Below are 22,302 nucleotides of genomic sequence, written 5' to 3' on the forward strand. Positions count from 1 at the left end.
AATGAAACTACGCGGAGAGGCTGAGGATGGGTCGGCTACAAACCCTGTGCGCGGTGGTTGCGCTGGTCGTCGCAACCCTGCTGGCGCCTCCGGCGACGGCGGGCGGCTATCGCACGATCACCCTGACCTTCGTCCGCCATGCCCAGTCGGCGGGTAACGCCTCAGGCCTCATCGACAGCTCCACGCCCGGCCCCTCGCTCACCGACCTGGGACGTACCCAGGCCGTCGCCAGCGCGCAGCGACTGGCTCCCAATCATTACGACGGCATCTTCGCCTCGACCATGGTCAGGACCCAGCAGACCGCCCAGCCCATGGCTGATGCCCTGGGGGAGCCGATCGCAGTGTTGCCCGGCCTCCACGAGGTCGAGGCAGGCGTCTATGAGGGACAGCCCGAAGCGAGCGCAGTGCAGACCTACTTTGCGGCGCCGGAGCAGTGGCTGCGTGGCGACCGCGGCGCCCGGATCCCCGGTTCGATCGACGGCAACGAGTTCGACGCCCGGTTCGCTCGCGCAGTTCAGCAGATCTACGACAGCGGCGACGACGATCCCGTCGCGTATTCGCACGGCGCCGCGATCATGTTGTGGGTCCAGATGAACGTCCGCAATCCCAATCCCCAACTGCTGATGCAACACCCGCTCGACAACACCGGCTACGTCGTGGTCAAGGGCAATCCGACCGACGGCTGGACGCTGACGGACTGGGACGGGGCCGGAAGCTAGCTGACGATGTGATCCGCCCGCCATAAACTGCCGGAATGCGGTGCCCGTCACGTCTGGCTCGAACCGCGGCCGGGCGCGGATACTGTGTGCCAAGGCAAGCGCAGATGGGAGCGGGGCTATGAGGTTTCGATTGTTGCCATACGTGACCGTCGAGGTCGACGACCGGGTACGGCTGCGGGCGCGCCGGGCCGGTGAGCGCCTCCGGATCAACCTCAGGGCCTACCTGCGCAGCGCGGCCGATGAGGTCGAGACCGCCAGCGGCCGGGTCCGCGACCTGTGCGACACCGCGGTCAACCGCGTCGACCTGGCGGTGGCCAACGTCAACGACAAGATCGCTCCGGCCCCGCCGACCGATCCCGCGGGCTCTTCCGACGAGCCCCCGAAGCGGCATCTGCAGGTCGTCTAACCCCGCGCAGCGCGAGGGCGGTCGGCGCTCTACGGTTGGAGGGCACTGGCCTTCTCCCCTCTAGAGGCGGCCGACACACTGGCCCGAAAGGGGTTGACGAGGCTTGCTCGGCAACGGACTTGCGGTGCTGTTCGCCCTGTGCGCAGCGATTTTCGCGGCTGTCGGCATTGTGGTGCGACAGCGCGCCACCATGGACGTACCGCCCGAGAAGGGCGTCAGCACGGTCATGCTGCGCACACTGCTGCGGCGCAAGCTGTGGTGGGCCGGAACCGCGTCCGCGGTGGCCGGGTACGTATTCCAAGCGCTGGCGCTGGGCTTCGGTTCGCTGCTGCTCGTCCAGCCGGTGCTGGTGTCGGCGTTGTTGTTCGCGCTGCCGCTGAGCGCCCGGCTGGCCCACCGTAAGGTCAGCCGCGCCGAATGGGCCTGGGCCCTGCTGCTGACCGGGGCGCTGACGGTGTTCGTCGCGCTGGCCCGGGCCACCACCGGCACTTATGCGGTGTCGGTGACCACCACCGTCACCGTCGCTGTGGTGTGCGCCGTGGCCGTCACCCTCTGCGTGCTCATCGCGACGCGCAGCGCCAACTGGCGCCGGGCGGTGCTGCTGGCACTCGCGGTGGGCGTGATGTTCGGCGTGGTGGCGGTGCTGACCAAGATCGTGATGCACACGATCACCGAGAACAGTGTGCTGACCGCGCTGACCACGCCGGCCCTGTACCTGGTCGTGATGCTCGGGGTGGTGGCGACGCTGCTGCAGCAGTCGGCGTTCCACGCCGGATCGTTGCAGACGTCGGTGCCGACCATGCTGGTGCTCGAGCCCGTGGTGGCGGTGGTGCTCGGCTCGGTCATCTTGGGCGAGCACCTGTCGATCACCGGCTGGGAACCGGTGGCCCTGTCGGTGGCCGTCGGCGCGATGGCCGCAGCCACCATCGCCCTGGGGCGTGACGAGGGCGCCTACGAGGAGAAGCTCGAGGCCGAACTCGAGGTCAAGATGGGCCGGCCCGGCTGAGATTTGGTGCGCCGAGCGGCGCCGCGGCCCGCTTACGGTACCGGTATGCAGCGAAACCTCCGAAAGCTCGGCAAACTGGCTGGGGCCCTGCTCGCCGGGGTGGTGGTGTTGGCCGGGTGCACCGATGAACCGACGTTGACGGTCGACTCTTCCTTGACCCGGCTGTTGGTCACCGGCAGCGATTTTTCGGCTGGTTGGCACGTCGAGGACGTCAGCCAGAAGATGGCCGAAGGGTCGGGCGGTGGCGGCACGGGCGCCGCTGACCCCGCGGAGTGCGACTCCTCGGACAAGACCGCGCTGTCCAGCGGCGTGGCAGCGATGGTCAGCGAACGGCAGGGCACCCCGGGGGTGGTCGCCGCCCTGAGCCGTGAGCCGGGCTCCGAACTGGTCGACGTGACGGAGAAATGGCTGAGCCGGTGTCAGACGTTCAGCGTCCAGAAGGACGGTGTGAAAGCCAGGGCGACCGTGCAGCGTCTGGAACCACCCGCCGGCCAGGCCGACGCCCAGGTGGGCTTCGACATGACGTCCACCGCGGGTAGTGGCGGCGAGACGGTGAAGATGCTGATCAAGGGCTACACCGCGCAGGTCGGCGACATCATCGTCATGTGCATCGCGGTGGGCGGCGAATCGAGCGCCCGCAGCGTCGTGCCGGACATCGAGATGCTCAACACCGTGTTCACCGAACAGGTGACCAAGGTCCGCAATGGCTGACGTCAGGGATTGATCGTGTGCTCGCCGATCTGGCGGCCCCACACGTACTCGGTCACCAGTGGCTGGCCGAGTTCGAAGTGGTTGTACGGCGCGATCGAGGCACCGATGTCCATCACCAGATACGGCGCGGGCCACAGGTCCTTGGTGACCGGCTGCCAGCAGCCGGGCCGGCCCTCGGGCCCGCCCCTGGCGTTCACCCGGGGCAGGTTGTCCGGGTACACCCACGCGTTGGGCGCACCGACGAGGAAGTCCTGCAGCTCGAAGCCGTAGCCGTTGCGGGTCTGCTGGGCGAACTTCGGGGCGGCCTCGGCGTAGTTGTGGATCATGCAGTACAGCGCCGGGCTGTTGCGGTCGAGCATCTCGCTGACCGGAAGCAGGTCCTGGTTGCCCCGGACGAAGTAGGGGCCGCCGCGCTCGAAGATGTCGCCGCCGGTGTTGCCGAAGCCGACCGCAGCCACCAGCGCCTGATCCAGATTGCCGCGCTGCTGGTTCAGCGTGCGGGCGGTGGTGACGGCGTTGGTCAGGCCGTCGAACAGGTCCGGAGCCGCGTTGGCGTAGACCTCGCCCAGGTCGGCCAGTCCGGCGATGTCGCGGCGGATCTCGGGCATCCGGGGGTTCAGGTCGGCCAGGATGTCGTTGCCGTTGACGATGGACTGGCCGAACTTGTCGCCCAGGCCGTCGAGCGCCTGGGCGGTGGCCGTCAGGGTTTCGTTGAGCTTGATCGGGTCGATCTGCTCGGAGATCGCGGTGATCGTCTCGAACAGGGTGTTGAATTCCGTCGTCACACCCTGCGCGCGGATCGGAGTGGACGGAGAGATCCGTTGCGGCGACGGGTTCTCGGGAGCGACGAACGAGATGTACTTGTTGCCGAACACCGTGGTGGCCTTCAGCTCGGCGGTCACGTTCTCCGGGATCAGCTTGAGGTACTTGGGCTTGATGTCCAGGGTCAGCTCGGCCTGCTGCTCGCCGTCGACATCGGCGACGTTCACGGCGGTCAGCCGGCCGATCGGCACCCCGTTGAAAGTGACCTTCGAGCCCGGATCCATCGACAGACCCGACCGGTTGGACAGCACGGTGAGCTGCGTCTTCTCCTCGAAGACGCCCCGGAACTGCATCCACGTCAACGCCAGAACCGCGACCAGCAGAATGACCATGCCCGCGCACGCGGTCTTGTACGGCGGGTCGTACCGCCAGTGCTTGAACCGCTGTTCGAAGCGGTCCCGCAGTGTCGCGGTGGATGAGGCCACGCGCAAACCTCCGAATTATTGACGCAGCCAGCAACTAAAAGGGTCTGCAAACTGTCCCAAACAATTAGAGATAAGTGCAACTACCGGCGCCCCGGTGCGGCGAATATCAAATCCGCCGGCACTGGGAGACCCCCGTCACAGACTAGGCGCTGATCAGGTATTGCGACCGCCGTTCACGCCCACGATTTGGCCCGTGATGTAACCGGCTTCCTCGGAAATGAGAAACGAACACGTGGCAGCAATGTCCTCGGGTTTACCCATTCGACGTACCGGGGTGGCCTCGATGGTGTTGCGGATGTCGCCGAGTTCCCCGCGGGATTCGGCGGCGCGCAGCATCGGGGTGTCGATGAAGCCCGGTGGTACGGCATTGACCGTGATGCCGGCCGGACCGAACTCCAGCGCCAGCGACTTGGTCAGTCCGTTGACGCCGGACTTGGCGGCGACGTAGTCGCACATGTACGGCACGCCGGAGTGCGTGCTGGACGAGGAGATGTTGACGATCCGGCCCCAGCCGGCCTCGATCATGTCGGGTAGCGCTGCCTGCACGACGTGGAAGACGCCGTTGAGGTTGACGTCGATGACCTTCTGCCACCGCTCGAAGGTGAGCTCGGTGAACGGCGTGAAATCGCTCAGACCGGCCGAGTTGACCAGGATCGTGACGGGGCCCAACTGCTCACGCACCGCCTTGAAGACGGCGTCGACCTGCGACCGGTCGGTGACGTCGGCGGCGTACGAGTGCGGGTCGTCGGTGGCGTTCAGGTCCAGGGTGGCCACCCGATATCCGTCGGCGGCCAGGCGGTCGGCGATCGCCTTGCCGATTCCGGACGCGCCTCCGGTCACCAGCGCTGTTTTCTGTTGCGGGGCGGACATGGTGTTCCTTTCGGTAATTCGTTGGTGGTCAATCGTTTTCGTCAGCGCCGGGGAGCGCGCAGGCCGAGTGTGCGGCGCGCCGCGTCAACCAGGTAACGGCAGAGCTCCTCATCGGAGGTGCCCGCAGCGGCCACGCCCGCGCCGCCGGCGATGCCGGAGAAGACCATGGCGGCCTTGACCGTCCCGGCCGGTCCGGGATCTACGTCGGCCAGCAGGGCCATCTGCCGGTTGATGACGCCGTCCCAAACCGGGCGGTTCCGCAGCGCCTCGTTCACGCTGGGATCGCTGGCCAGAACGGACACCAGGGCGCGGTTTGCGACCGCAAGTTCGGCGTAGCCGCGCACCATCTGATCGGCGCGGGCGGCTGCGCTGCGCTGTCGCTCGGCTGCCTCGATGACGGTCTGCAACCGGGTCAGGAACGGCTCGACCACCGCGCTCAACAGCTGTTCGCGGGTGCGGAAGTGGTAGTAGATCGCGGCCTTGGTGAACCCCAGTTCGTCGGCGATCATCTGCAGCGATGTGCCGGCGAAGCCGTGCCGGGTGATCAGCCGGACGGCGGCTTCGACGAGTCGCTCACGGGTTGCCCCTGCGCCGTCCGCGCCGTCCATTCGGCTCTCCCTTCCGAGTGCATTCTTAGTCGATCTACTTTACGATCGTAAAGTACGCTACTAGTCGATCGTAAAGCAGATCGACATGTTGGAAGGACTGTGCGGATGCTGACGCCGTTGCCGGCAGAGGATTGGGACGATCAGGTGCGCGAGGCGCTGGCCTCCACGGTGCCGCCGGAGCGCCGCCGACCCGACAAGGCGGGCAACGCGCTGTCCACGCTCGTGCGCCACCCGGCACTGGCCGGGGCGTTCCTCCCGTTCAACACCTACCTGCAGAAAGGGTCCACGCTGCCCGAGCGGATCCGCGAACTCGTCATCCTGCGGACCGCGTTCCACCACGGCTGCGTCTATGAGTGGGGACATCACAGCGCGATGGCCCTGCAGGTCGGGCTCACCGAGGCCGACGTCGAGGCGGCCCAAAGTGGCGTGACGGCAGACGAATCCGACCAGGCCGTGCTCGATGCGGTCGACGAGTTGCATGCCGGGTCGCGGATCTCGGCACCGACCTGGGAACGCCTGGGGCAGCGTCTCGACGACCGGCAGCGGATGGACCTGATGTTCACCTTCGGTGGTTACAGCACGTTGGCCTTCGCCCTGAACACCTTCGACGTCCCGCTCGAGGACGGCGCGGGCACCGACGAGTTCTACGCCTCGATGGGGAGCTGAGATGACCGGTATCCAGGACTTTTTCCGCGACGAGAGCCTCGTGCCCGACCCGTATCCGTTCCTGGCCGGGCTGCGTGGGCGATGCCCGGTGCTGCGGGAACCGCATCAGAACGTGGTGATGGTGACCGGCTACGACGAGGCCGTCGCGGTGTTCGGCAATGCCGAGACGTTCTCCTCGGCCACCTCGGTGACCGGACCGTTCCCCGGATTTCCGGTCGCGCTGGAAGGGCGCTCCGACGAGGAGGTCAGCGAACTCATCGACCGCCATCGCGATGAATTGCCGATGAGCGACCAGATCACCACGTTCGACCCGCCCACCCACGGCCGGCACCGCGCGCTGTTGATGGGCCTGATCACGCCGAAGCGCCTCAAGCAGAACGAGGACTTCATGTGGCGGCTGGCCGACCAGACGCTCGAGCCCTACCTGGCCCGCGGTGGTGGCGAGTTCATCGGCTTCGCCGGTCCGTTCACGCTTCTGGTGATCGCCGACCTGCTCGGTGTCCCCGAGGACGACCGCGCCGAGTTCGCCGCCCGGATGGGCGGGCACGATCAGGCCGGCATCGGCAGCACCGCCGAGGAGGCCGTGGAACAGAACCCGCTGGCCTATCTCTACGAGAAGTTCTCGGCCTACATCGCCGATCGTCGGGAGAACCCGCGGCAGGACACCCTCACGGAGATGGCCGCCGCGAAGTTCCCCGACGGCTCGACCCCGGAAGTCATCGACGTCGTGCGGCTGGCCGCCAACCTCTATCTGGCCGGTCAGGAAACCACGGTGCGGCTGCTGAGTTCGGCGCTCAAACTGCTTGCCGAGCGCCAGGATCTGCAGGATCTGCTGCGTGCCGAACCCGCCCGGATCCCGAACTTCATCGAGGAGGCGTTGCGGTGGGAGAGTCCCATCAAGGGCGACTTCCGGCTGGCGCGGAGCGCGACCACGATCGGTGAGGTGGAGGTGCCGGCCGGGGCCACGCTGATGGTGTGCAACGGTGCGGCCAACCGGGACCCGCGCCAGTTCGAGAACCCAGACACCTTCGACGTCCACCGGCCCAATGCCCGCAGGCACATCGCCTTCGGTCGCGGCGTGCACTCCTGCCCAGGTGCGCCGCTGGCCCGGGCCGAGGCCCGGGTGTGCCTGGAGCGAATCCTGGCCCGCACCACACAGATCCGGCTGTCAGAAGCCGAACACGGCCCCGAAGGCGACCGCAGGTTCGAATACGTTCCGACGTACATCTTGCGTGGTCTGACCGAACTGCACCTGGAACTGACGGTCGATCACACCGCCTTGCGCACCCGTGCCGCGGCCGATTCGGGCATCGGCTCATAACGGGCGAACCCGCGGGTGAACGCCCCGGCTCCGTGCGAGAGGGACCGCAGGTCGATCGCATAGCGGGTCAGCTCGACCTCGGGAATCTCGGCCTTCACCAGCGTCCGGTCGTCGTCGGCCTTGTCGGTGCCCAGCACCCGGCCGCGCCGGCCGGCCAGATCGCTCATCACCGCGCCCACCAGATCGTCGGGCACCACCACGGTCACGTCGTCGATCGGCTCCAGCAGGTTCACCCCCGCCGCCGCGGCCGCCTCACGCAGGGCCAGCCCGCCCGCCATCTGGAACGCGAAATCCGATGAGTCGACGCTGTGCGCCTTGCCGTCGACCAGCGTCACCCGGATGTCGACGACGGGATACCCGACCTCCGAGCCGACGCCCTTCTCCATCTGGGCCCGCACGCCCTTCTCGACGCTAGGGATGAACTGGCGCGGTACGGCCCCGCCGACCACCTTGTCGACGAACTCGAATCCGCTGCCCTCCGGTAGCGGCTCGACCTCGATATCGCAGACCGCGTACTGGCCGTGGCCGCCGGACTGTTTGACGTGCCGGCCGTGTCCTTTCGCCTTGCCGCCGAGCGTCTCCCGCAGCGGCACCCGCAGCTCCACGGTGTCCACCGAAACGCCGTAGCGCCGTGACAGCGCGTCGAGCACCACGCCGGCATGCGCCTCGCCCATGCACCACAGCACGATCTGGTGGGTTTCCGGATTCTGTTCGATGCGCAGGGTGGGGTCCTCGGCGGCCAGCCGTTGCAGCCCGACCGAGAGCTTGTCCTCGTCGGTCTTGGCGCGGGGCTGCACCGCGATCGGCAGCAGCGGGTCGGGCATCGTCCATGGCCGCAGTACCAGCGGATCGGACTTGTCGCTGAGCGTGTCGCCGGTCTCGGCGCGGCTGAGCCGGCCGATCGCGCAGATGTCGCCGGCCACCACCGACGGAGCCGGGCGCTGCTGCTTGCCCAGCGGGAAGGACAGGGTGCCGATGCGCTCGTCCTCGTCGTGGTCGGCGTGGCCGTGCGATCCCTCGGCCGCCACCGCGTCGTTGAACGCAGAAAAATGGCCCGACACATGCACGGTGGCGTCGGGCCTGATGGTGCCGGAGAACACCCGGACCAGGCTGACCCTGCCGACATAGGGATCCGACGTCGTCTTCACCACCTCGGCCAGCAGCGGGCCGGACGGATCGCAGTCCATCGGCTTGCGGCCGGCGCCGCCGGCGGTGAACACCTCGGGCAGACGGTGTTCCGGCGGTGACGGGAAGCCGCGGGTGGCGACCTCCAGCAGTTCCAGCGTGCCCACCCCCGATCCGCTGCACACCGGGATCACCGGGAAGAACGAGCCGCGGGCCACCGCCTTCTCCAGGTCGGCGATCAACACCGATTCGTCGATCTCCTCGCCACCGAGATAGCGCTCCATCAGCGTCTCGTCCTCGGACTCCTCGATGATCCCCTCGATCAGGGAGCCGCGCAGTTCGTCGATCTGCTCGTCATACGAGCCGTCGGGCGGGCGGGTGGTGCGGACGCCGTCGCTGTAGCAGTAGTGCGTGCGAGTCAGCAGCCCGATGACGCCGTCGCCGGCGGGAAAATACAGCGGCGCCACCTTGTCGCCGAAGGCCAACTGGGCGCCGGCCAGCGCATTGGCATAGTTGGCCCGGGCGTGGTCGAGCTTGGTGATGACGACGGCGCGCGGCATCCCCACCGCTGCGCATTCCTGCCACAACGCCTTCGTCGGCTCGTCGACGTCTTCGTTGGCCGCGATGACGAACAGCGCACAGTCGGCGGCCCGCAGCCCGGCCCGCAACTCCCCGACGAAATCGGCGTACCCGGGAGTGTCGATCAGGTTGACTTTGATCCCGTTGTGCTGCAACGGGGCCAGCGCCAAGCCGACCGAGCGTTGCTGGCTGATCTCGGCGTCGTCGAAATCGCAGACCGTCGACCCGTCGACCACCGAGCCCGCTCGGGTCAACACCCCGGCGGCAACCAGGAGGGCCTCCACGAGCGTGGTCTTGCCTGCGCCCGACGGGCCGACGAGCACCACGTTGCGAATGGCGGTGGGACTGTCCGCGGTGGGAACAGCCCCGTTGCCGGCCGAGTGTGACTTGTCCGCCATGGCATTCCTCCTGGTCCCCTGTTCTCCACCATTCCCCGATGTGACCTGGAGCACAAGTCCCGCCTGCGCCGCTGATCAGACCTGCCAGGAAGACCAGTGTGTGACCTCGACCGTGATCACCGGGCCGTTCAGCGCAATGCGCTCGTACTGCGGGTATTTCGCCCGCAAGAGCCCATAGCCCGTGGCCATCTGTTCACCGCTGTGATGGACCGCGGCGCGTCCGTCGGCCCGCACCCACCACAGGTGCGCCCATTCATCGGAGTAGTGGTCGACGAGCAGACTGACCCGGGCATCGCCTTCGATGTTCACCAGTCGGCGCAGCCGTTGGGTGGACTTCGGTTTGGCGTCCACCGCGGTGTAGACGGTGGCCGCGGTGTGCGCATCGGCTGGCAGATGGACCGCGAACACCACCGGAACCAGATGCGGTGCCCCGTCGGCGCCCAGCGTCGCGAGCACGGCAGAGGGTGCGGTTGCGAATTGGGCCATCGCCTCGAGCCCGGCCATGGACTCAAGCGTAGGCGGACCCGGGCGTGCGGAGGGGTCAGTTGCGGGGATGCCGCGGCTGCGGGGCCACGCTGATCGGCGAACGGGTGACCGGGGTGCGGGTGACACCGATCTCGGGTTTCTTGGTCTCGGCGGGCCGTTGGGTGGGGCGGTAGACCGGGGCCTGCCGGGTCTCCGGTGGCGGTGCGGGCGGTGGTTCCGGGGGTGCGGGCGGCACGCCCACCCGCAGCGACGGCGACGGCGCGGGAGCCGTGGCCGAGCCCGCCGGTGACGGCGTGGTTGCCTGCTCCGGTACAGCCGGTGAATCCCTAAGCAGCAAAAGCACACCCGAGACCACGATGGCTCCGGCTGCCACCGCGGCGGCGATGATCGCGATCATCGCCGTGCGGGCGCGGTACCACGGCAAAGGCGCCGGCTTGAAGCTCCAGCCGTCGAGGTCGAAGCCCCCTCCGGGGCCCGGAACTGACATCAAGCGATGCTAGCGCCCGTCGCGATAGGGTGCCGGTGCGCGCTTGGTGACCATCGGAGGAATTGGCAATGATCGCATCCCGGATCGCGACGGTATCCGCCCTCGCCGTGTCGGCACTCGTCGCGGTGGGCCTGGCGGCGTGCGCGCCGCCGCAGAAGGATGCCGCCGGTGGCAAGACCGATACTGGGGTCAAGGTCGCCGAGGCCACCTCGGCCGCGGATTTCGGCGGGATGGACAAACTCGTCGCAGCGGCCAAGGCCGAAGGCGAGCTCAATGTGATTGCCCTGCCGCCGGATTGGGCCAACTACGGCGCCATCATCAAGGCCTTCTCCGAGAAGTACGGCATCAAGGTGAACTCGGCGCAGCCCGACGGGTCCAGCCAGGAAGAGATCAACGCGGCCAACCAGCAGAAGGGCAAGAGCACGGCGCCCGACGTGTTCGACCTCGGACAGTCGGTGGCGCTGGCGAATACGTCGATGTTCGCCCCGTACAAGGTGGCCACGTTCGGCGACATCCCCGACAAGCTCAAGGACCCCGACGGCACCTGGGTCAACGACTACGGCGGCTTCATGTCGATCGGGTTCGATTCGACCAAGGTCCCGCCGGTGACCTCGGTCGAGGACCTGCTCAAGCCGGAGTACCACGGCAAGGTCGCGCTGAACGGCGACCCGACCCAGGCCGGCGCCGCCTTCGCGGGCGTGCTGATGGCGGCGGTGGCCCAGGGCGGATCGGCCGATGACATCGCGCCCGGGGTCGAGTTCTTCGCGAAGCTGAACGAAGCGGGCAACTTCCTGCCGCTGGACCCGACCCCGGCCACCATCGAATCGGGACAGACCCCGGTGGTGATCGACTGGAACTACCTCAACGGCACCGAAAGCCAGAAGGTCCCCGGCTGGCAGGTGATCGTTCCTCACGAGGCCCTGGTCGCCGGGTACTACTACCAGGCCATCAACAAGGACGCGCCGCATCCGGCCGCGGCCCGGCTGTGGCAGGAGTTCCTGTTCAGCGACGAGGGCCAGAACCTCTACGCCAAGGGCGGGGTCCGCCCGGTGCGCGCCGACAAGATGATCTTGGCGGGCAGCGCCGACCGTGCGGCGTTCGGTCAGCTGCCGCCCATCGACGGCCCGGTGACCGTGGCGAGCCAGGAGCAAACCGACAAGGCCAACAAGTATCTGGCCGACAACTGGGCCGAGGCAATCGGTTGAGCGCCTATGCCGGCTAGGACTTCCGACCGGGACCTGCGGGCCCACCTCCGCGACGCGCTGCCACTGCTGCCGTTCGTGGCCGTGGTGACCGTGTTCCTGATCGTGCCCACGGTGACGGTGATCGTGATGGCGTTCTTCGCCGACGGATCCTTCTCACTGGAGCGCATCGCCGCGCTGTTCTCCGGCACCGCCTTGACCGCGCTCGGCAAGAGCATCGCGCTGTCGGCCAGTACGGCACTCATCGGCGCGGTGCTCGGCGCGGTCCTGGCCTGGCTGATCTTCAGCAGTCCGCCGCAGTCGATGCTGCGCCGGGCAGTGCTGGCCCTGTGCAGTGTGCTGGCTCAGTTCGGCGGCGTGGCACTGGCTTTCGCGTTCCTGGCCACGATCGGCCTCAACGGCGTGCTGACCTTGTGGGTCAAGGAGAACCTCGGCTGGGACCTGGCCGGCTCGGGCTGGCTGTACGGTCTGGCCGGGCTCATCGTCGTCTACTCCTACTTTCAGATCCCGCTGATGGTGATCGTGTTCCTGCCCGCCCTCGAGGGATTGCGCGAACAGTGGCGCGAGGCCGCGGTCAGCCTCGGCGCCTCACGGTGGCAGTACCTGCGCGAGGTCGCCGTGCCGCTGTTGAGCCCGGCCTTCCTCGGCTCGGCACTGCTGTTGTTCGCCAATGCCTTTGCCGCCTACGCCACCGCGGCCGCCCTGGTCAGCCAGGGCAGCCCGATCGTGCCGCTGTTGATCCGCGCCGCACTCACCAGCGAGGTGGTACTGGGGCAGTCCGGCTTCGCCTATGCGCTGGCCCTGGAGATGATCGTGGTGGTGGCCGCGGTGATGATCGCCTACAACGCGCTGGTCCGCCGGACGGCAAGGTGGCTCAAGTGAACCGGTCATTCCATCCGGCTTGGAGATGGGCGCTGTGGGTCCTGTTCGGCCTGTTCTTCCTGTTTCCCCTCTATGCCATGGCGGACTTCTCCACCCGCAACCTGCTCGCGGGCGGGCGTACCGCCGCGGCCTGGCGCAATCTGGTGGCCGACGAGGCGCTGTACCACGCCATCCTGATCTCGCTGCTGCTCGCGGTGTTCACCGTCGTCGCGATGCTGGTGCTGCTGGTGCCGACGATGATCTGGGTGCGCCTGCGGGCCCGGTGGGCCGGGCGGTTCGTGGAGTTTCTGTGCCTGTTGCCGTTGACCATTCCCGCGCTGGTGATCGTGGTGGGCCTGCGCAACGTATACCTGTGGGTGACTTACCTTCTCGGCGAATCGGCGCTCACCCTGACGTTCGTGTACGTGGTGCTGGTGCTGCCGTTCGCCTACCGGGCCATCGATTCCGCGCTGGCCGCGATCGACCTGCAGACGCTGTCGGAGGCCGCCCGGTCGCTCGGGGCCGGCTGGTGGTCGACGATCGGCCGGGTCATCGTGCCCAACATCTGGTCCGGCATCCTTTCGGCCGCCTTCATCTCCATCGCGGTGGTGCTCGGTGAGTACACCATCGCCTCGCTGAGCGGCTTCGAGACGCTGCCGGTCCAGATCGTCGCGATCGGCAAGAGCGACGGACCGACGTCGGTGGCTGCCTCGCTGGCCACCCTGCTGCTCGGATTCGCATTGTTGTTGGTGCTGGCGGCCCTCACCCGTGGCCGCCGCAGAAGATCAGGAGTCTCAGCGTGAGTGTCGGAGCCGGTGTGCGGGTTGAACTTCGTGACCTCACCCGCACCTACGGCAACGTCAACGCACTCGACGGACTGAACCTGTCCATCGAGCCCGGGGAGTTGGTGGCACTGCTCGGTCCGTCGGGCTGCGGCAAGACCACGGCGCTGCGGATCCTGGCCGGACTGGAGGAGGCCAGCTTCGGCTCCGTGCTGGTGGGCGGACGTGACCTCAGCTCGGTGCCGGCCAACAAGCGAGACATGGGCATGGTGTTCCAGGCCTACAGCCTGTTCCCGCACCTGACCGTGCTGGACAACGTCGCCTTCGGGTTGAAGATGCGCGGAAAAACCAAGCGGGACAGGCTGTCCCGGGCCGCCGACATGCTCGACCTGGTGGGCTTGGCAGCGCACAAGGGCAAGTTCGCCAGCGAGCTGTCCGGCGGTGAGCAGCAGCGGGTGGCCCTGGCCCGGGCTTTGGCGATCGAGCCGAGGGTGCTGCTGCTCGACGAGCCGCTGTCGGCACTCGATGCCAAGGTGCGCTCCCAGTTGCGCGACGAGATCCGGCGGGTTCAGCTGGAGGTCGGCACCACGACGTTGTTCGTCACCCATGACCAGGAAGAGGCCCTGGCGGTTGCGGATCGGGTCGGGGTGATGAGTCACGGCAAACTCGAGCAACTCGCCACCCCGGCCGTGCTCTATGCCCGCCCGTCCACCCCGTTCGTCGCCGAGTTCGTAGGTTTGCACAACAAGGTGCGCGCGCGGGTCTCAGGTGGACGGGCCCGCCTGCTGGGCGCCGAGCTGCCGACCCTGCCCGGGTCGATCACCGCGGGTCCGGGCATCGCGATGCTGCGTCCGGAACAGATCAGGGTGCGCGCCGATCCGGACGGGCCGGTGGTGGTGGAGTCCGTGGCGTTCCTGGGGCCGACATCCCACGTGTATCTGAGCCTGCCGGACGGCTCGTTGATCCATGCGCAGCTGCCCAGCTCGCGGGCGCGGGCCTTCGGCCCCGGCGTGACGGTGAACCTCGCGCTGGAGCGGGCGCCGGTGCTGGTGATCTAGCTCAGGCGTCGCGCCCTAAACATCCTTGACCGGTTCGATGCCCAGATCGCGGTAGGTGACCAGGGCCGCGAACGGGACCCCGCGCTTGGCGAACCGCCCGGTCGCGATGTCGCCGCGGTCGACCATCGGGATGACGCCGGTGACGACGGCGCCGACGGCGGTCACGCGCTCATACGCGATCTCGGTGGAGCCACCGGTGCTGATCACGTCGTCGACCAGCAGCACGCGGGTGCCGGGCTCGAGCCGGGTGCCCTCGATCCACTGCTCGCGGCCGCGGGACTTCTGCTCCTTGCGCACCGAGAACCAGGCCTTGCCGGTCACCATCGCGACGCCGTGCGCCAGCGGATCGGCGCCCATGGTCAGCCCGCCGACAGCGTCGAACTCGATGCCGGTCGCCGCCGCGAGATCGGCGACCGCACGGCTGACGACGGCCATCCGCTCACCGGTGTCGATGGCGAACTTGCCGTCGATGTAGTCGTGGCTCAGCTGTCCGCTGGCCAACCGGAACGGTTCCTCACGGTGTTCGTAACCGCGGGTGCGGATCAGGTCGAAGGCGGCTTGCCAGGTCTCCGGGCGCTCAGGCATACCGCGATCGTATTGCACGGGCTGACGCGGTCTCAGCCCTGCCTGGCGCGCCGGGCCAACTCGACTGTGGCCGCGCGCAACTCGCCGTATGAGCTGATCGGCGCGGCGTAGCCGACCCGGATGTAGGCCATTCCCCGCTCGGTGGTGACCCGCAGATCCAGGCCGTAGCGGTCGGCGCCGGTACACACCGCCGCTCCTGCGTCGGGGTAGCCGCCCAGCGTCCGGGCCATGTCGGCCAGCGAATCGGCGTGGTCGGCGTTGAGATGCTCGATCGCGCCGGCGGCGTGCGGTGAGACCGGGTCGGGTTCGGCGGCCGAATAGGCCTGCCCGGTGGTCGAGTCCATCCGGCCGTAGCCGCCGACCCAGCGCACGCGGTGTACCCGCAGCACCCAGAGCGAGAAGTCGCTGAAGTCGATGTAGTACCGGGCGGCGGCGACCGCGTCCAGATGGGCTTGGCGCGCCGCGGCGAGCTCGTCGCCGGTGGGCCGTTCGGCGATCCCGGCCAGCGTGATGCGACTGCTGGCCAACGGATCCGACCCGGAATGGGGCGCGACGATGGAGATGCTGGCCCGAGGGTCGCCGGCCAGATTGCGACCGTGCTCGGCCATGTTCGACACACAGAGCACCGGGGCGCCGGCCAGCAGCCCGTAGGTGACGAACGATGCCCACGGGTCGCCGTCGGCGGTGAGGGAGGCCAGCGTGCCAGCGTTGGTCGACGCCGCGATCGTGCGGGCTTCCTCGCCCGCAGACGGACGAGCCCCCTCGGTCACCTCCGTCAACGGGGGAGGAACCGAAGGGGCATCACCTGGGTCGCCATGATCGCGCGTCACGCGGCGACCCTACCGTTCGTGCGTTGCGTGCTAGCCGCCGAGAGCGGCGATCAGATCCTTGATCTGAGCGGTTTCGGACTCGGTCGCGGGCTCCTCGGCCTCGACGGCCTCGATGAGGTCCTTGCGCAGGCCGACGCCGTTGGCGGCTTCCTGCGTCGACAGCTTCGCGCGGCCGCGGGCGACGTAGAGACGCTGACCGAGCGTGGCCCCCGGGCCCTCGGACGCGGTCGTCATCAGTTCGTCGTAGCGGTGCCGCACGCCGCTGAGCGCGACGATGACGGACGGGGTCACGCGGCTGCGGCCCGCCGCCTCCGACAGCGACGTCTGCAGCTTGCGCAGACCGCTGAGAACGACTGCGACACGGTCGGCGTACTCGGGGTCGCCGACCGGCGGTAGCGCGTCGATCGCGGCGATGTACATGTGCATCGCCGCATCAGACAGTCCAACGATTACTGGTGCTTCACCGTCATTTGGTGCGGACTCACCCACAGGCCATCCCTCGTCGAATGTTCGTGATCGCCGGCCCATAGCCGACGAGGAGATCAAATGCGGGAAAAACGTAACCCGTCGCGGTCTCTTATTCAACCGTTAGTTTTTCCGCAAACAAGTGCGCGTGGGCGAATCACGTTGCTGCAGGATCGTTTCGGGATGGTGACGTGAGGCAGAGGTTCGCAGCGGGTGTCGAGTGGGAAGGAAGTGGGTACGTTGGGAAGCTGATGGACAACGTTCAGGACGATCACTGCATGGTCGAGCACCCGACCGCGGACGACTTCGGCCACGCCAGAACGCTGCCGACCGACCGTGACTGGTTCAAACACGCGGTGTTCTACGAGGTTCTGGTCCGGGCGTTCTACGACTCCAACGCCGACGGTGTGGGCGATCTGCAAGGTCTGACGCGGCAACTCGACTATCTGAAGTGGCTGGGCGTGGACTGCCTGTGGCTGCCGCCGTTCTACGATTCGCCGCTGCGCGACGGTGGCTATGACATCCGGGACTTCTACAAGGTGCTCCCCGAGTTCGGCACCGTGGAGGACTTCGTCACGCTGCTCGACGGCGCGCACCGCAGAGGCATCCGCGTGATCACCGATCTGGTGATGAACCACACCTCCGATTCCCACGCCTGGTTCCAGGAGTCGCGGCACAACCCCGACGGTCCGTACGGCGACTTCTATGTCTGGAGTGACACGAGCGACCGGTACGCCGACGCCCGCATCATCTTCGTCGACACCGAGGAGTCGAACTGGACGTTCGACCCGGTGCGCCGCCAGTTCTACTGGCACCGGTTCTTCTCGCACCAGCCCGACCTCAACTACGAGAACCCGGCCGTGCAGGAAGCGATGATCGACGTCCTGCGGTTCTGGCTGGATCTGGGTATCGACGGCTTCCGGCTCGACGCGGTGCCCTATCTGTTCGAGCGCGAGGGCACCAACTGCGAGAACCTGCCCGAGACCCACGCTTTCCTCAAACGCTGCCGCAAGGTGGTCGACGACGAGTTCCCGGGCCGGGTGCTGCTGGCCGAGGCCAACCAGTGGCCGGCCGATGTCGTGGAGTACTTCGGTGATCCGTCCACCGGCGGCGACGAGTGCCACATGGCGTTCCACTTCCCGTTGATGCCGCGCATCTTCATGGCGGTGCGCCGGGAGTCGCGGTTCCCGATCTCGGAGATCCTGGCGCAGACACCGGAAATCCCGGACCTGGCGCAGTGGGGGATCTTCCTGCGCAACCACGACGAGCTGACGCTGGAGATGGTCACCGACGACGAGCGTGACTACATGTACGCCGAGTACGCCAAGGACCCGCGGATGAAGGCCAACGTCGGAATCCGGCGCAGGCTGGCCCCGCTGCTGGAGAACGACCGCAACCAGATCGAGCTGTTCACCGCGCTGCTGTTGTCGCTGCCCGGGTCTCCGGTGCTGTACTACGGCGACGAGATCGGGATGGGCGACATCATCTGGCTCGGCGACCGCGACAGCGTGCGCACCCCGATGCAATGGACGCCGGACCGCAACACCGGCTTCTCCACGGCCAACCCCGGCCGGCTGTACCTGCCGCCCAACCAGGACGCCGTCTACGGGTACCAGTCCGTCAATGTCGAAGCACAGCGCGACAGTTCGACGTCGCTGCTGAACTGGACCCGCAGCATGCTGGCCGTGCGCAGCCGCCATGACGCGTTCGCGGTAGGAACGTTCCGTGAGCTCGGCGGTTCGAATCCGTCGGTCCTGGCATATGTGCGCCAGGTCGAAGGGGATGGCGACGCGGTGTTGTGCGTCAACAATCTGTCCCGGTTCCCGCAGCCCATCGAACTGAATCTGCAGGAGTGGAACGGGTATACCCCCATCGAGATGTCCGGCTACGTGGAGTTCCCGAGTATCGGCCAGCTGCCTTACCTGCTGACCCTGCCGGGGCATGGGTTCTACTGGTTCCAGCTCCGCGAGCCCGAGCAAGACCCTGGAGTGCAGCAATGAACGTCGAATTCGGTGACTGGCTGGGCCAGCAGCGGTGGTATGCCGGCCGTGGCCGTGAGTTGGCCGCCGCCACACCGGATTCGGTGGTCGCCCTCAGCGACGACCTCGACCTGACATTGCTCAAGGTGTCGTACGCCGACGGTGGCACCGAGCGGTACCAGGTGCTGGTGAAGTGGGATGCCGACCCGATCGACGAGTACAGCGCGGTGGCGACCATCGGCGCCGCCGGTGGGCGGACCGCCTACGACGCCCTCTACGACCCCGAGGCGGCGCGGTATCTGCTGGAGATGATCGACCGCTCGGCCTCGGTGGGCGGGCTCAGGTGCGGCAAGGAGCCGGACGCCGTCCTGCCGCTGGACGCCGCCGCTCGCGTCTCCGCGGCCGAACAGAGCAACACCAGCGTGGTGTTCGGGCAGGACGCCGTGTTCAAGGTGTTCCGCCGGCTCACCCCTGGCGTCAATCCCGACATCGAGCTCAACCGGGTGCTGGCCCGGGCCGCCAACCCGCACGTGGCGAGGCTGCTCGGCTCGATGGACATCGACTGGGACGGTGAGGCTTTCGCACTGGGCATGGTCACCGAGTTCGCCGCCAACTCCGCCGAGGGCTGGGACATGGCCACCGCGAGCACCCGGGATCTGTTCGCCGAGGGTGACCTGTACGCCGACGAGGTGGGTGGGGACTTCGCCGCCGAGTCCTATCGCCTGGGTGAGGCGGTCGCCTCGGTGCACGCCTGTCTGGCCGAGGAACTCGGCACCGAGTCGGTGCCGTTCCCGGCTGAGCTGATGACCACGCGGCTGACCGCCGCGGCTGAGGCGGTACCCGAACTGCGCCAGCATGTCTCGCTGATCGAGGACCGCTACCGCAAGTTGGCCGACGAGCGGGTGAGCGTGCAGCGGATACACGGCGATCTGCATCTGGGCCAGGTGCTGCGGACTCCGGAGCGGTGGCTGCTGATCGATTTCGAAGGGGAGCCCGGCCAGCCGCTGGAGCTGCGCCGCAGCCCCGATTCCCCGATGCGCGACGTCGCGGGCATGGTGCGGTCCTTCGAATACGCGGCATATGCGCGCCTGGTGGATCTGGCCACCGACGATGACCGGGCTCGGCAGCTGGCCGCCCGGGCCCGCGAATGGGCCGACCGCAACAGCAACGCATTCTGTGACGGGTATGCCGTGGTGGCCGGAAGCGACCCGCGCGAACACGCCGCTCTGCTGGCCGCCTACGAGTTGGACAAGGCGGTCTACGAGGCGGCCTACGAGGCGCGGTACCGGCCGAGCTGGTTGCCCGTCCCGCTGGGGTCGGTGGCACGCCTGCTCGGCTGATCACCTATCTTCATTAGCGTGCCTAATCAGCCTGCGCGCCGATCGGCGTCCGGTGGGCTGCTGATCGCGGTGCTCGCCGCCGCCGGCATCAGCGTCTCGCTCATGCAGACCCTGATCATCCCGCTCATCCCGCAGTTGCCAACGCTGCTCGGCACCAGCGCAGCGAATGCGTCGTGGGCGGTCACCGCGACGCTGCTGACCGGTGCCGTGGCGACCCCGATGCTGGGCAGGCTCGGAGACATGTACGGCCCCAAGCGGATCCTGGTGCTGTGCGCCGCGCTGCTGTTCATCGGATCGCTCGTCGCCGCCCTGACCACGTCGCTGATCCCGCTCGTCATCGGCCGCGGGCTGCAGGGATTCGGCGCCCCGGTGATCCCGCTGGGCATCAGTGTGTTGCGCGCCGCCCTGCCCGCCGAGCGGGTGGCCTCGGCGATGGGGATGATGAGCGCCTCGCTCGGGGTCGGCGGGGCACTGGGCCTGCCGTTGTCGGCGGTGATCGCCGAACATTTCGACTGGCATGCCCTGTTCTGGTGTTCGGCCTTCCTCGGCCTGGCCTCCGCGATCCTGTTCGTCCTGCTGGTGCCCGACTTGGAACCGGTGTCCTCCGATCACCGCTTCGATCCGATCGGGGCCCTGGCACTCGGTGCCGGTCTGGTGATGCTGTTGCTGCCGATCTCCAAGGGCGGGATGTGGGGCTGGGGCAGTCCAACCACGTTGGGGATGTTCACGGCCGCGGTGGTGACTTTCGCGGTTTTCACGTGGTGGCAGTACCGGGCTCCCTCGCCCATCGTGGACATGCGCACCACGCTGAAACGACCGGTCCTGCTGACGAACGTGTCGTCCATCGCGGTGGGCTTCGGAATGTTCGCGTTGTCGCTCGTGGGCCCGCAGCTGCTGGAGATGCCCCGGGAAACGGGATTCGGGTTGGGACAGAGCATGATCGCAACCGGCCTGTGGATGGCCCCCGGCGGGCTGGCGATGATGGCGGCCGCACCCGTGGCCGCCCGGGTCGTGGCCGCGCGTGGGCCGAAGATCGTCCTGGTGATCGGCAGCGTCATCATCGCCGCCGGCTACCTGGCCGGCACCGTGCTGCTCAGCACCCCGGTCGGGGTGATGGTGCTCGGCCTGATCGTCAGCTTCGGCGTCGGGTTCGCCTTCGCGGCACTGCCCGCCTTGATCAACGCGGCGGTGCCGGTCTCGGAAACCGCGTCCGCCAACAGCATCAACTCACTGGCCCGCTCGCTGGGCACCTCGACCTCGAGCGCGGTCATGACCGCGGTGCTGGCCCAGATGACCGTGACGGTCGCGGGGTACGCGCTGCCGTCGTTGGCCGGGTTCCGTGTCGCGCTCCTGATCGCCGCGGCCGCCGCGACCGGTGCCGCGCTCATCGCCATGGCGATACCAAAAGCGCCCCGGCCCGGCGAGACAGAACCGGACGGGGCGCTTTCAGAAGCTGCCGAGCGTTTGGTGTCAGAGCGTAGCGATCTCGTAGCTGTCGAGCTGGCCGACCAGCGTCCGTAGCTGATCGGCGGACGAGCCCAGGGTGTGCTCGATCGCGGTCAACCGGGCTGCGTAGTGGCCGATCGGGTACTCCGCGGTGACGCCGATGCCGCCATGCAGCTGGATCGATTCCTGCGCGATGTGCCGGCCCGACCGCCCGATCTGCAGCTTGGCGCGGGCGGCGATCACCGGGTCGAGTTCACCGTCGGCGATGGACATCGCGGCGTAGTTGCCCATGCTGCGCGCCAGCTCCAGCGACATGTACATGTCGGCGGCCCGCTGGGTCAGGGTCTGGAACTTGCTCAACGTGACCCCGAACTGCTTGCGCTGCTTGAGGTAATCGGTGGTCAGGCGCAGCGACTCGTCCATCGCGCCGACCGCCTCGGCGCACAGGCCCGCCGAGATCCGGACCAGGGCGTTGGCGATCGCGGCACTGGCATCGGCTGCCTCACCGAGCGGCTCGGCGGGAGCGGCGTCCAGGTCTACCTGGGCCCCGCGCTGGCCGTCGAACGTGCGGTAACCCTGGCGCGTGACGTTCGCGGCGTCGACCAGGAACAGTCCGGTGCCGCCGTCGGGCAGGGCGGCACTGACAATCAGCGTGTCGGCGACATCACCGGCCAGCACCGGGTTCTTGGTGCCGCTCAGGGTCCAGCCGTCGCCGCTGCGCGACGCGGTCGTGGTGACACCGGCCGACCCGCGCACGCCCGGTTCGGCGTGGGCGAAGGCCAGGATCCGCTCGCCGGAGGCGACATCGTCGAGCAGTGCGCGCTGGGCGTCGGTCCCGGCCTCGGCGATGATCGCACCCGGGCCGATCGCTCCGTGCAGTACCGGCTCGGGTGCCAGCCGGCGCCCGATCTCGTTGAGTACCACCATGATCTCGATCTGGCCACCGGAATCCTCGTCGAAACCCAGTCCGAGAACGCCGACCTCGGCGAGCTGCCCCCACACCTGGCGGTCGAATCCGGGCTCGGTCTCCACCACCTTGTTGCGCTTCTCGGTGTCGTAGCCCGACAGCAGGTCGCGGGTGGTGTCGGCCAGCAGGGTCTGTTCGTCAGTTAGCTGAAAGTCCAT

Annotated in this window: 23 protein-coding genes; 13 read left to right on the top strand and 10 right to left on the bottom strand. The window is 67.9% G+C overall.

Features of this window, described 5'->3' with window-relative positions:
• Positions 1–26 precede the first annotated feature (26 nt).
• From BN2156_RS21455 to BN2156_RS21470, 4 genes are all read left to right on the top strand, one after another.
• The gene (locus BN2156_RS21455) at positions 27–719 is read left to right on the top strand and encodes a histidine phosphatase family protein (RefSeq protein ID WP_090516926.1); all 693 of its coding nucleotides are present in this window, start codon (positions 27–29) and stop codon (positions 717–719) included.
• A 118-nt stretch (positions 720–837) separates the two neighbouring features.
• Complete coding sequence (locus tag BN2156_RS21460; protein WP_077739572.1) at positions 838–1,125, top strand: hypothetical protein; 288 nt, start codon at positions 838–840, stop codon at positions 1,123–1,125.
• A gap of 103 nt (positions 1,126–1,228) precedes the next feature.
• Positions 1,229–2,131, top strand: a complete 903-nt coding sequence (locus BN2156_RS21465) for a DMT family transporter (RefSeq protein WP_090516927.1) — start codon at positions 1,229–1,231, stop codon at positions 2,129–2,131.
• A 45-nt stretch (positions 2,132–2,176) separates the two neighbouring features.
• Positions 2,177–2,842: a DUF5642 family protein gene (locus BN2156_RS21470; protein ID WP_090516928.1), complete on the top strand. Its 666-nt coding sequence runs from the start codon at positions 2,177–2,179 to the stop codon at positions 2,840–2,842.
• A gap of 2 nt (positions 2,843–2,844) precedes the next feature.
• Here the strand turns inward: BN2156_RS21470 and BN2156_RS21475 are convergent, their stop codons facing one another.
• From BN2156_RS21475 to BN2156_RS21485, 3 genes are all read right to left on the bottom strand, one after another.
• Positions 2,845–3,996: an MCE family protein gene (locus tag BN2156_RS21475; protein ID WP_162490941.1), complete on the bottom strand. Its 1,152-nt coding sequence runs from the start codon at positions 3,994–3,996 to the stop codon at positions 2,845–2,847.
• Between the two features lie 246 nt (positions 3,997–4,242).
• The gene (locus BN2156_RS21480) at positions 4,243–4,959 is read right to left on the bottom strand and encodes an SDR family NAD(P)-dependent oxidoreductase (protein WP_090516930.1); all 717 of its coding nucleotides are present in this window, start codon (positions 4,957–4,959) and stop codon (positions 4,243–4,245) included.
• Positions 4,960–5,000: 41 nt separating this feature from the next.
• Positions 5,001–5,567 carry a TetR/AcrR family transcriptional regulator gene (locus BN2156_RS21485; protein ID WP_090516931.1) on the bottom strand — a complete coding sequence of 189 codons (567 nt, stop codon included), beginning with the start codon at positions 5,565–5,567 and terminating at the stop codon, positions 5,001–5,003.
• A 105-nt stretch (positions 5,568–5,672) separates the two neighbouring features.
• Here BN2156_RS21485 and BN2156_RS21490 point away from each other — a divergent pair, with 105 nt between their 5' ends.
• Together BN2156_RS21490 and BN2156_RS21495 are read left to right on the top strand one after the other, a co-directional pair.
• Positions 5,673–6,233 (top strand): carboxymuconolactone decarboxylase family protein, encoded by a 561-nt coding sequence (locus tag BN2156_RS21490; protein ID WP_090516932.1) that lies wholly within the window; start codon positions 5,673–5,675, stop codon positions 6,231–6,233.
• A 1-nt stretch (position 6,234) separates the two neighbouring features.
• Positions 6,235–7,554 carry a cytochrome P450 gene (locus BN2156_RS21495; protein ID WP_090516933.1) on the top strand — a complete coding sequence of 440 codons (1,320 nt, stop codon included), beginning with the start codon at positions 6,235–6,237 and terminating at the stop codon, positions 7,552–7,554.
• Here the strand turns inward: BN2156_RS21495 and BN2156_RS21500 are convergent.
• From BN2156_RS21500 to BN2156_RS21510, 3 genes are all read right to left on the bottom strand, one after another.
• On the bottom strand, positions 7,503–9,656 hold the full coding sequence (locus BN2156_RS21500) for an elongation factor G-like protein EF-G2 (RefSeq protein WP_090516934.1): 2,154 nt from the start codon (positions 9,654–9,656) through the stop codon (positions 7,503–7,505). The two genes, BN2156_RS21495 and BN2156_RS21500, sit on opposite strands and share 52 nt — an antisense overlap.
• 75 nt (positions 9,657–9,731) lie before the next feature.
• On the bottom strand, positions 9,732–10,160 hold the full coding sequence (locus BN2156_RS21505) for a TIGR03668 family PPOX class F420-dependent oxidoreductase (RefSeq protein ID WP_090516935.1): 429 nt from the start codon (positions 10,158–10,160) through the stop codon (positions 9,732–9,734).
• Between the two features lie 37 nt (positions 10,161–10,197).
• On the bottom strand, positions 10,198–10,629 hold the full coding sequence (locus BN2156_RS21510; RefSeq protein ID WP_235625430.1) for a hypothetical protein: 432 nt from the start codon (positions 10,627–10,629) through the stop codon (positions 10,198–10,200).
• Positions 10,630–10,697: 68 nt separating this feature from the next.
• Between BN2156_RS21510 and BN2156_RS21515 the strand changes: the two genes are divergently transcribed.
• From BN2156_RS21515 to BN2156_RS21530, 4 genes are all read left to right on the top strand, one after another.
• Positions 10,698–11,834: an ABC transporter substrate-binding protein gene (locus BN2156_RS21515; RefSeq protein WP_090516936.1), complete on the top strand. Its 1,137-nt coding sequence runs from the start codon at positions 10,698–10,700 to the stop codon at positions 11,832–11,834.
• A gap of 6 nt (positions 11,835–11,840) precedes the next feature.
• Positions 11,841–12,713 (top strand): ABC transporter permease, encoded by an 873-nt coding sequence (locus tag BN2156_RS21520; protein ID WP_090516937.1) that lies wholly within the window; start codon positions 11,841–11,843, stop codon positions 12,711–12,713.
• Positions 12,714–12,790: 77 nt separating this feature from the next.
• Positions 12,791–13,495: an ABC transporter permease gene (locus tag BN2156_RS21525; RefSeq protein ID WP_235625480.1), complete on the top strand. Its 705-nt coding sequence runs from the start codon at positions 12,791–12,793 to the stop codon at positions 13,493–13,495.
• Positions 13,492–14,532 carry an ABC transporter ATP-binding protein gene (locus BN2156_RS21530; protein WP_162490911.1) on the top strand — a complete coding sequence of 347 codons (1,041 nt, stop codon included), beginning with the start codon at positions 13,492–13,494 and terminating at the stop codon, positions 14,530–14,532. The genes BN2156_RS21525 and BN2156_RS21530 overlap by 4 nt, the downstream gene beginning before the upstream one ends.
• Before the next feature lie 15 nt (positions 14,533–14,547).
• Here BN2156_RS21530 and BN2156_RS21535 read toward each other — a convergent pair whose 3' ends face one another.
• From BN2156_RS21535 to BN2156_RS21545, 3 genes are read right to left on the bottom strand one after another with little or no spacing between them, the layout of a single operon-like run.
• Positions 14,548–15,117: an orotate phosphoribosyltransferase gene (locus BN2156_RS21535; protein ID WP_090516940.1), complete on the bottom strand. Its 570-nt coding sequence runs from the start codon at positions 15,115–15,117 to the stop codon at positions 14,548–14,550.
• 32 nt (positions 15,118–15,149) lie between these two features.
• A complete protein-coding gene (locus tag BN2156_RS21540; RefSeq protein WP_090516941.1) occupies positions 15,150–15,947 on the bottom strand; it encodes a HugZ family pyridoxamine 5'-phosphate oxidase in 798 nt (265 codons plus the stop codon).
• 30 nt (positions 15,948–15,977) lie between these two features.
• Positions 15,978–16,367, bottom strand: coding sequence for a hypothetical protein (locus BN2156_RS21545; protein WP_090516942.1), 390 nt, complete (start codon positions 16,365–16,367; stop codon positions 15,978–15,980).
• A 296-nt stretch (positions 16,368–16,663) separates the two neighbouring features.
• On the opposite strand from BN2156_RS21545, the gene treS reads away from it, so the two are divergent.
• From treS to BN2156_RS21565, 3 genes are read left to right on the top strand one after another with little or no spacing between them, the layout of a single operon-like run.
• A complete protein-coding gene (gene treS / locus BN2156_RS21555; protein WP_090516943.1) occupies positions 16,664–18,412 on the top strand; it encodes a maltose alpha-D-glucosyltransferase in 1,749 nt (582 codons plus the stop codon).
• Positions 18,409–19,731, top strand: coding sequence for a maltokinase N-terminal cap-like domain-containing protein (locus tag BN2156_RS21560; protein WP_090516944.1), 1,323 nt, complete (start codon positions 18,409–18,411; stop codon positions 19,729–19,731). The genes treS and BN2156_RS21560 overlap by 4 nt, the downstream gene beginning before the upstream one ends.
• Positions 19,732–19,749: 18 nt before the next feature.
• Positions 19,750–21,252 carry an MFS transporter gene (locus BN2156_RS21565; RefSeq protein ID WP_090516945.1) on the top strand — a complete coding sequence of 501 codons (1,503 nt, stop codon included), beginning with the start codon at positions 19,750–19,752 and terminating at the stop codon, positions 21,250–21,252.
• Here the strand turns inward: BN2156_RS21565 and BN2156_RS21570 are convergent.
• Positions 21,202–22,302 carry an acyl-CoA dehydrogenase family protein gene (locus tag BN2156_RS21570; protein WP_090516946.1) on the bottom strand — a complete coding sequence of 367 codons (1,101 nt, stop codon included), beginning with the start codon at positions 22,300–22,302 and terminating at the stop codon, positions 21,202–21,204. The two genes, BN2156_RS21565 and BN2156_RS21570, sit on opposite strands and share 51 nt — an antisense overlap.

Origin of the sequence: Mycolicibacterium neworleansense, from assembly GCF_001245615.1 — a bacterium.
GTDB lineage: Bacteria > Actinomycetota > Actinomycetes > Mycobacteriales > Mycobacteriaceae > Mycobacterium > Mycobacterium neworleansense.

Bases quoted from the DNA above. Each gene is read 5' to 3' on its own strand.
- BN2156_RS21480 (WP_090516930.1), bottom strand. From the start codon at position 4,959: ATGTCCGCCCCGCAACAGAAAACAGCGCTGGTGACCGGAGGCGCGTCC.
- BN2156_RS21485 (WP_090516931.1), bottom strand. From the start codon at position 5,567: ATGGACGGCGCGGACGGCGCAGGGGCAACCCGTGAGCGACTCGTCGAA.
- BN2156_RS21455 (WP_090516926.1), top strand. From the start codon at position 27: ATGGGTCGGCTACAAACCCTGTGCGCGGTGGTTGCGCTGGTCGTCGCA.
- BN2156_RS21495 (WP_090516933.1), top strand. From the start codon at position 6,235: ATGACCGGTATCCAGGACTTTTTCCGCGACGAGAGCCTCGTGCCCGAC.
- BN2156_RS21535 (WP_090516940.1), bottom strand. From the start codon at position 15,117: ATGCCTGAGCGCCCGGAGACCTGGCAAGCCGCCTTCGACCTGATCCGC.
- BN2156_RS21525 (WP_235625480.1), top strand. From the start codon at position 12,791: ATGGCGGACTTCTCCACCCGCAACCTGCTCGCGGGCGGGCGTACCGCC.
- BN2156_RS21505 (WP_090516935.1), bottom strand. From the start codon at position 10,160: ATGGCCGGGCTCGAGGCGATGGCCCAATTCGCAACCGCACCCTCTGCC.
- BN2156_RS21510 (WP_235625430.1), bottom strand. From the start codon at position 10,629: ATGTCAGTTCCGGGCCCCGGAGGGGGCTTCGACCTCGACGGCTGGAGC.
- BN2156_RS21460 (WP_077739572.1), top strand. From the start codon at position 838: ATGAGGTTTCGATTGTTGCCATACGTGACCGTCGAGGTCGACGACCGG.
- BN2156_RS21545 (WP_090516942.1), bottom strand. From the start codon at position 16,367: ATGTACATCGCCGCGATCGACGCGCTACCGCCGGTCGGCGACCCCGAG.
- BN2156_RS21500 (WP_090516934.1), bottom strand. From the start codon at position 9,656: ATGGCGGACAAGTCACACTCGGCCGGCAACGGGGCTGTTCCCACCGCG.
- BN2156_RS21570 (WP_090516946.1), bottom strand. From the start codon at position 22,302: ATGGACTTTCAGCTAACTGACGAACAGACCCTGCTGGCCGACACCACC.
- BN2156_RS21490 (WP_090516932.1), top strand. From the start codon at position 5,673: ATGCTGACGCCGTTGCCGGCAGAGGATTGGGACGATCAGGTGCGCGAG.
- BN2156_RS21475 (WP_162490941.1), bottom strand. From the start codon at position 3,996: ATGGTCATTCTGCTGGTCGCGGTTCTGGCGTTGACGTGGATGCAGTTC.
- BN2156_RS21560 (WP_090516944.1), top strand. From the start codon at position 18,409: ATGAACGTCGAATTCGGTGACTGGCTGGGCCAGCAGCGGTGGTATGCC.
- treS (WP_090516943.1), top strand. From the start codon at position 16,664: ATGGACAACGTTCAGGACGATCACTGCATGGTCGAGCACCCGACCGCG.
- BN2156_RS21520 (WP_090516937.1), top strand. From the start codon at position 11,841: ATGCCGGCTAGGACTTCCGACCGGGACCTGCGGGCCCACCTCCGCGAC.
- BN2156_RS21515 (WP_090516936.1), top strand. From the start codon at position 10,698: ATGATCGCATCCCGGATCGCGACGGTATCCGCCCTCGCCGTGTCGGCA.
- BN2156_RS21470 (WP_090516928.1), top strand. From the start codon at position 2,177: ATGCAGCGAAACCTCCGAAAGCTCGGCAAACTGGCTGGGGCCCTGCTC.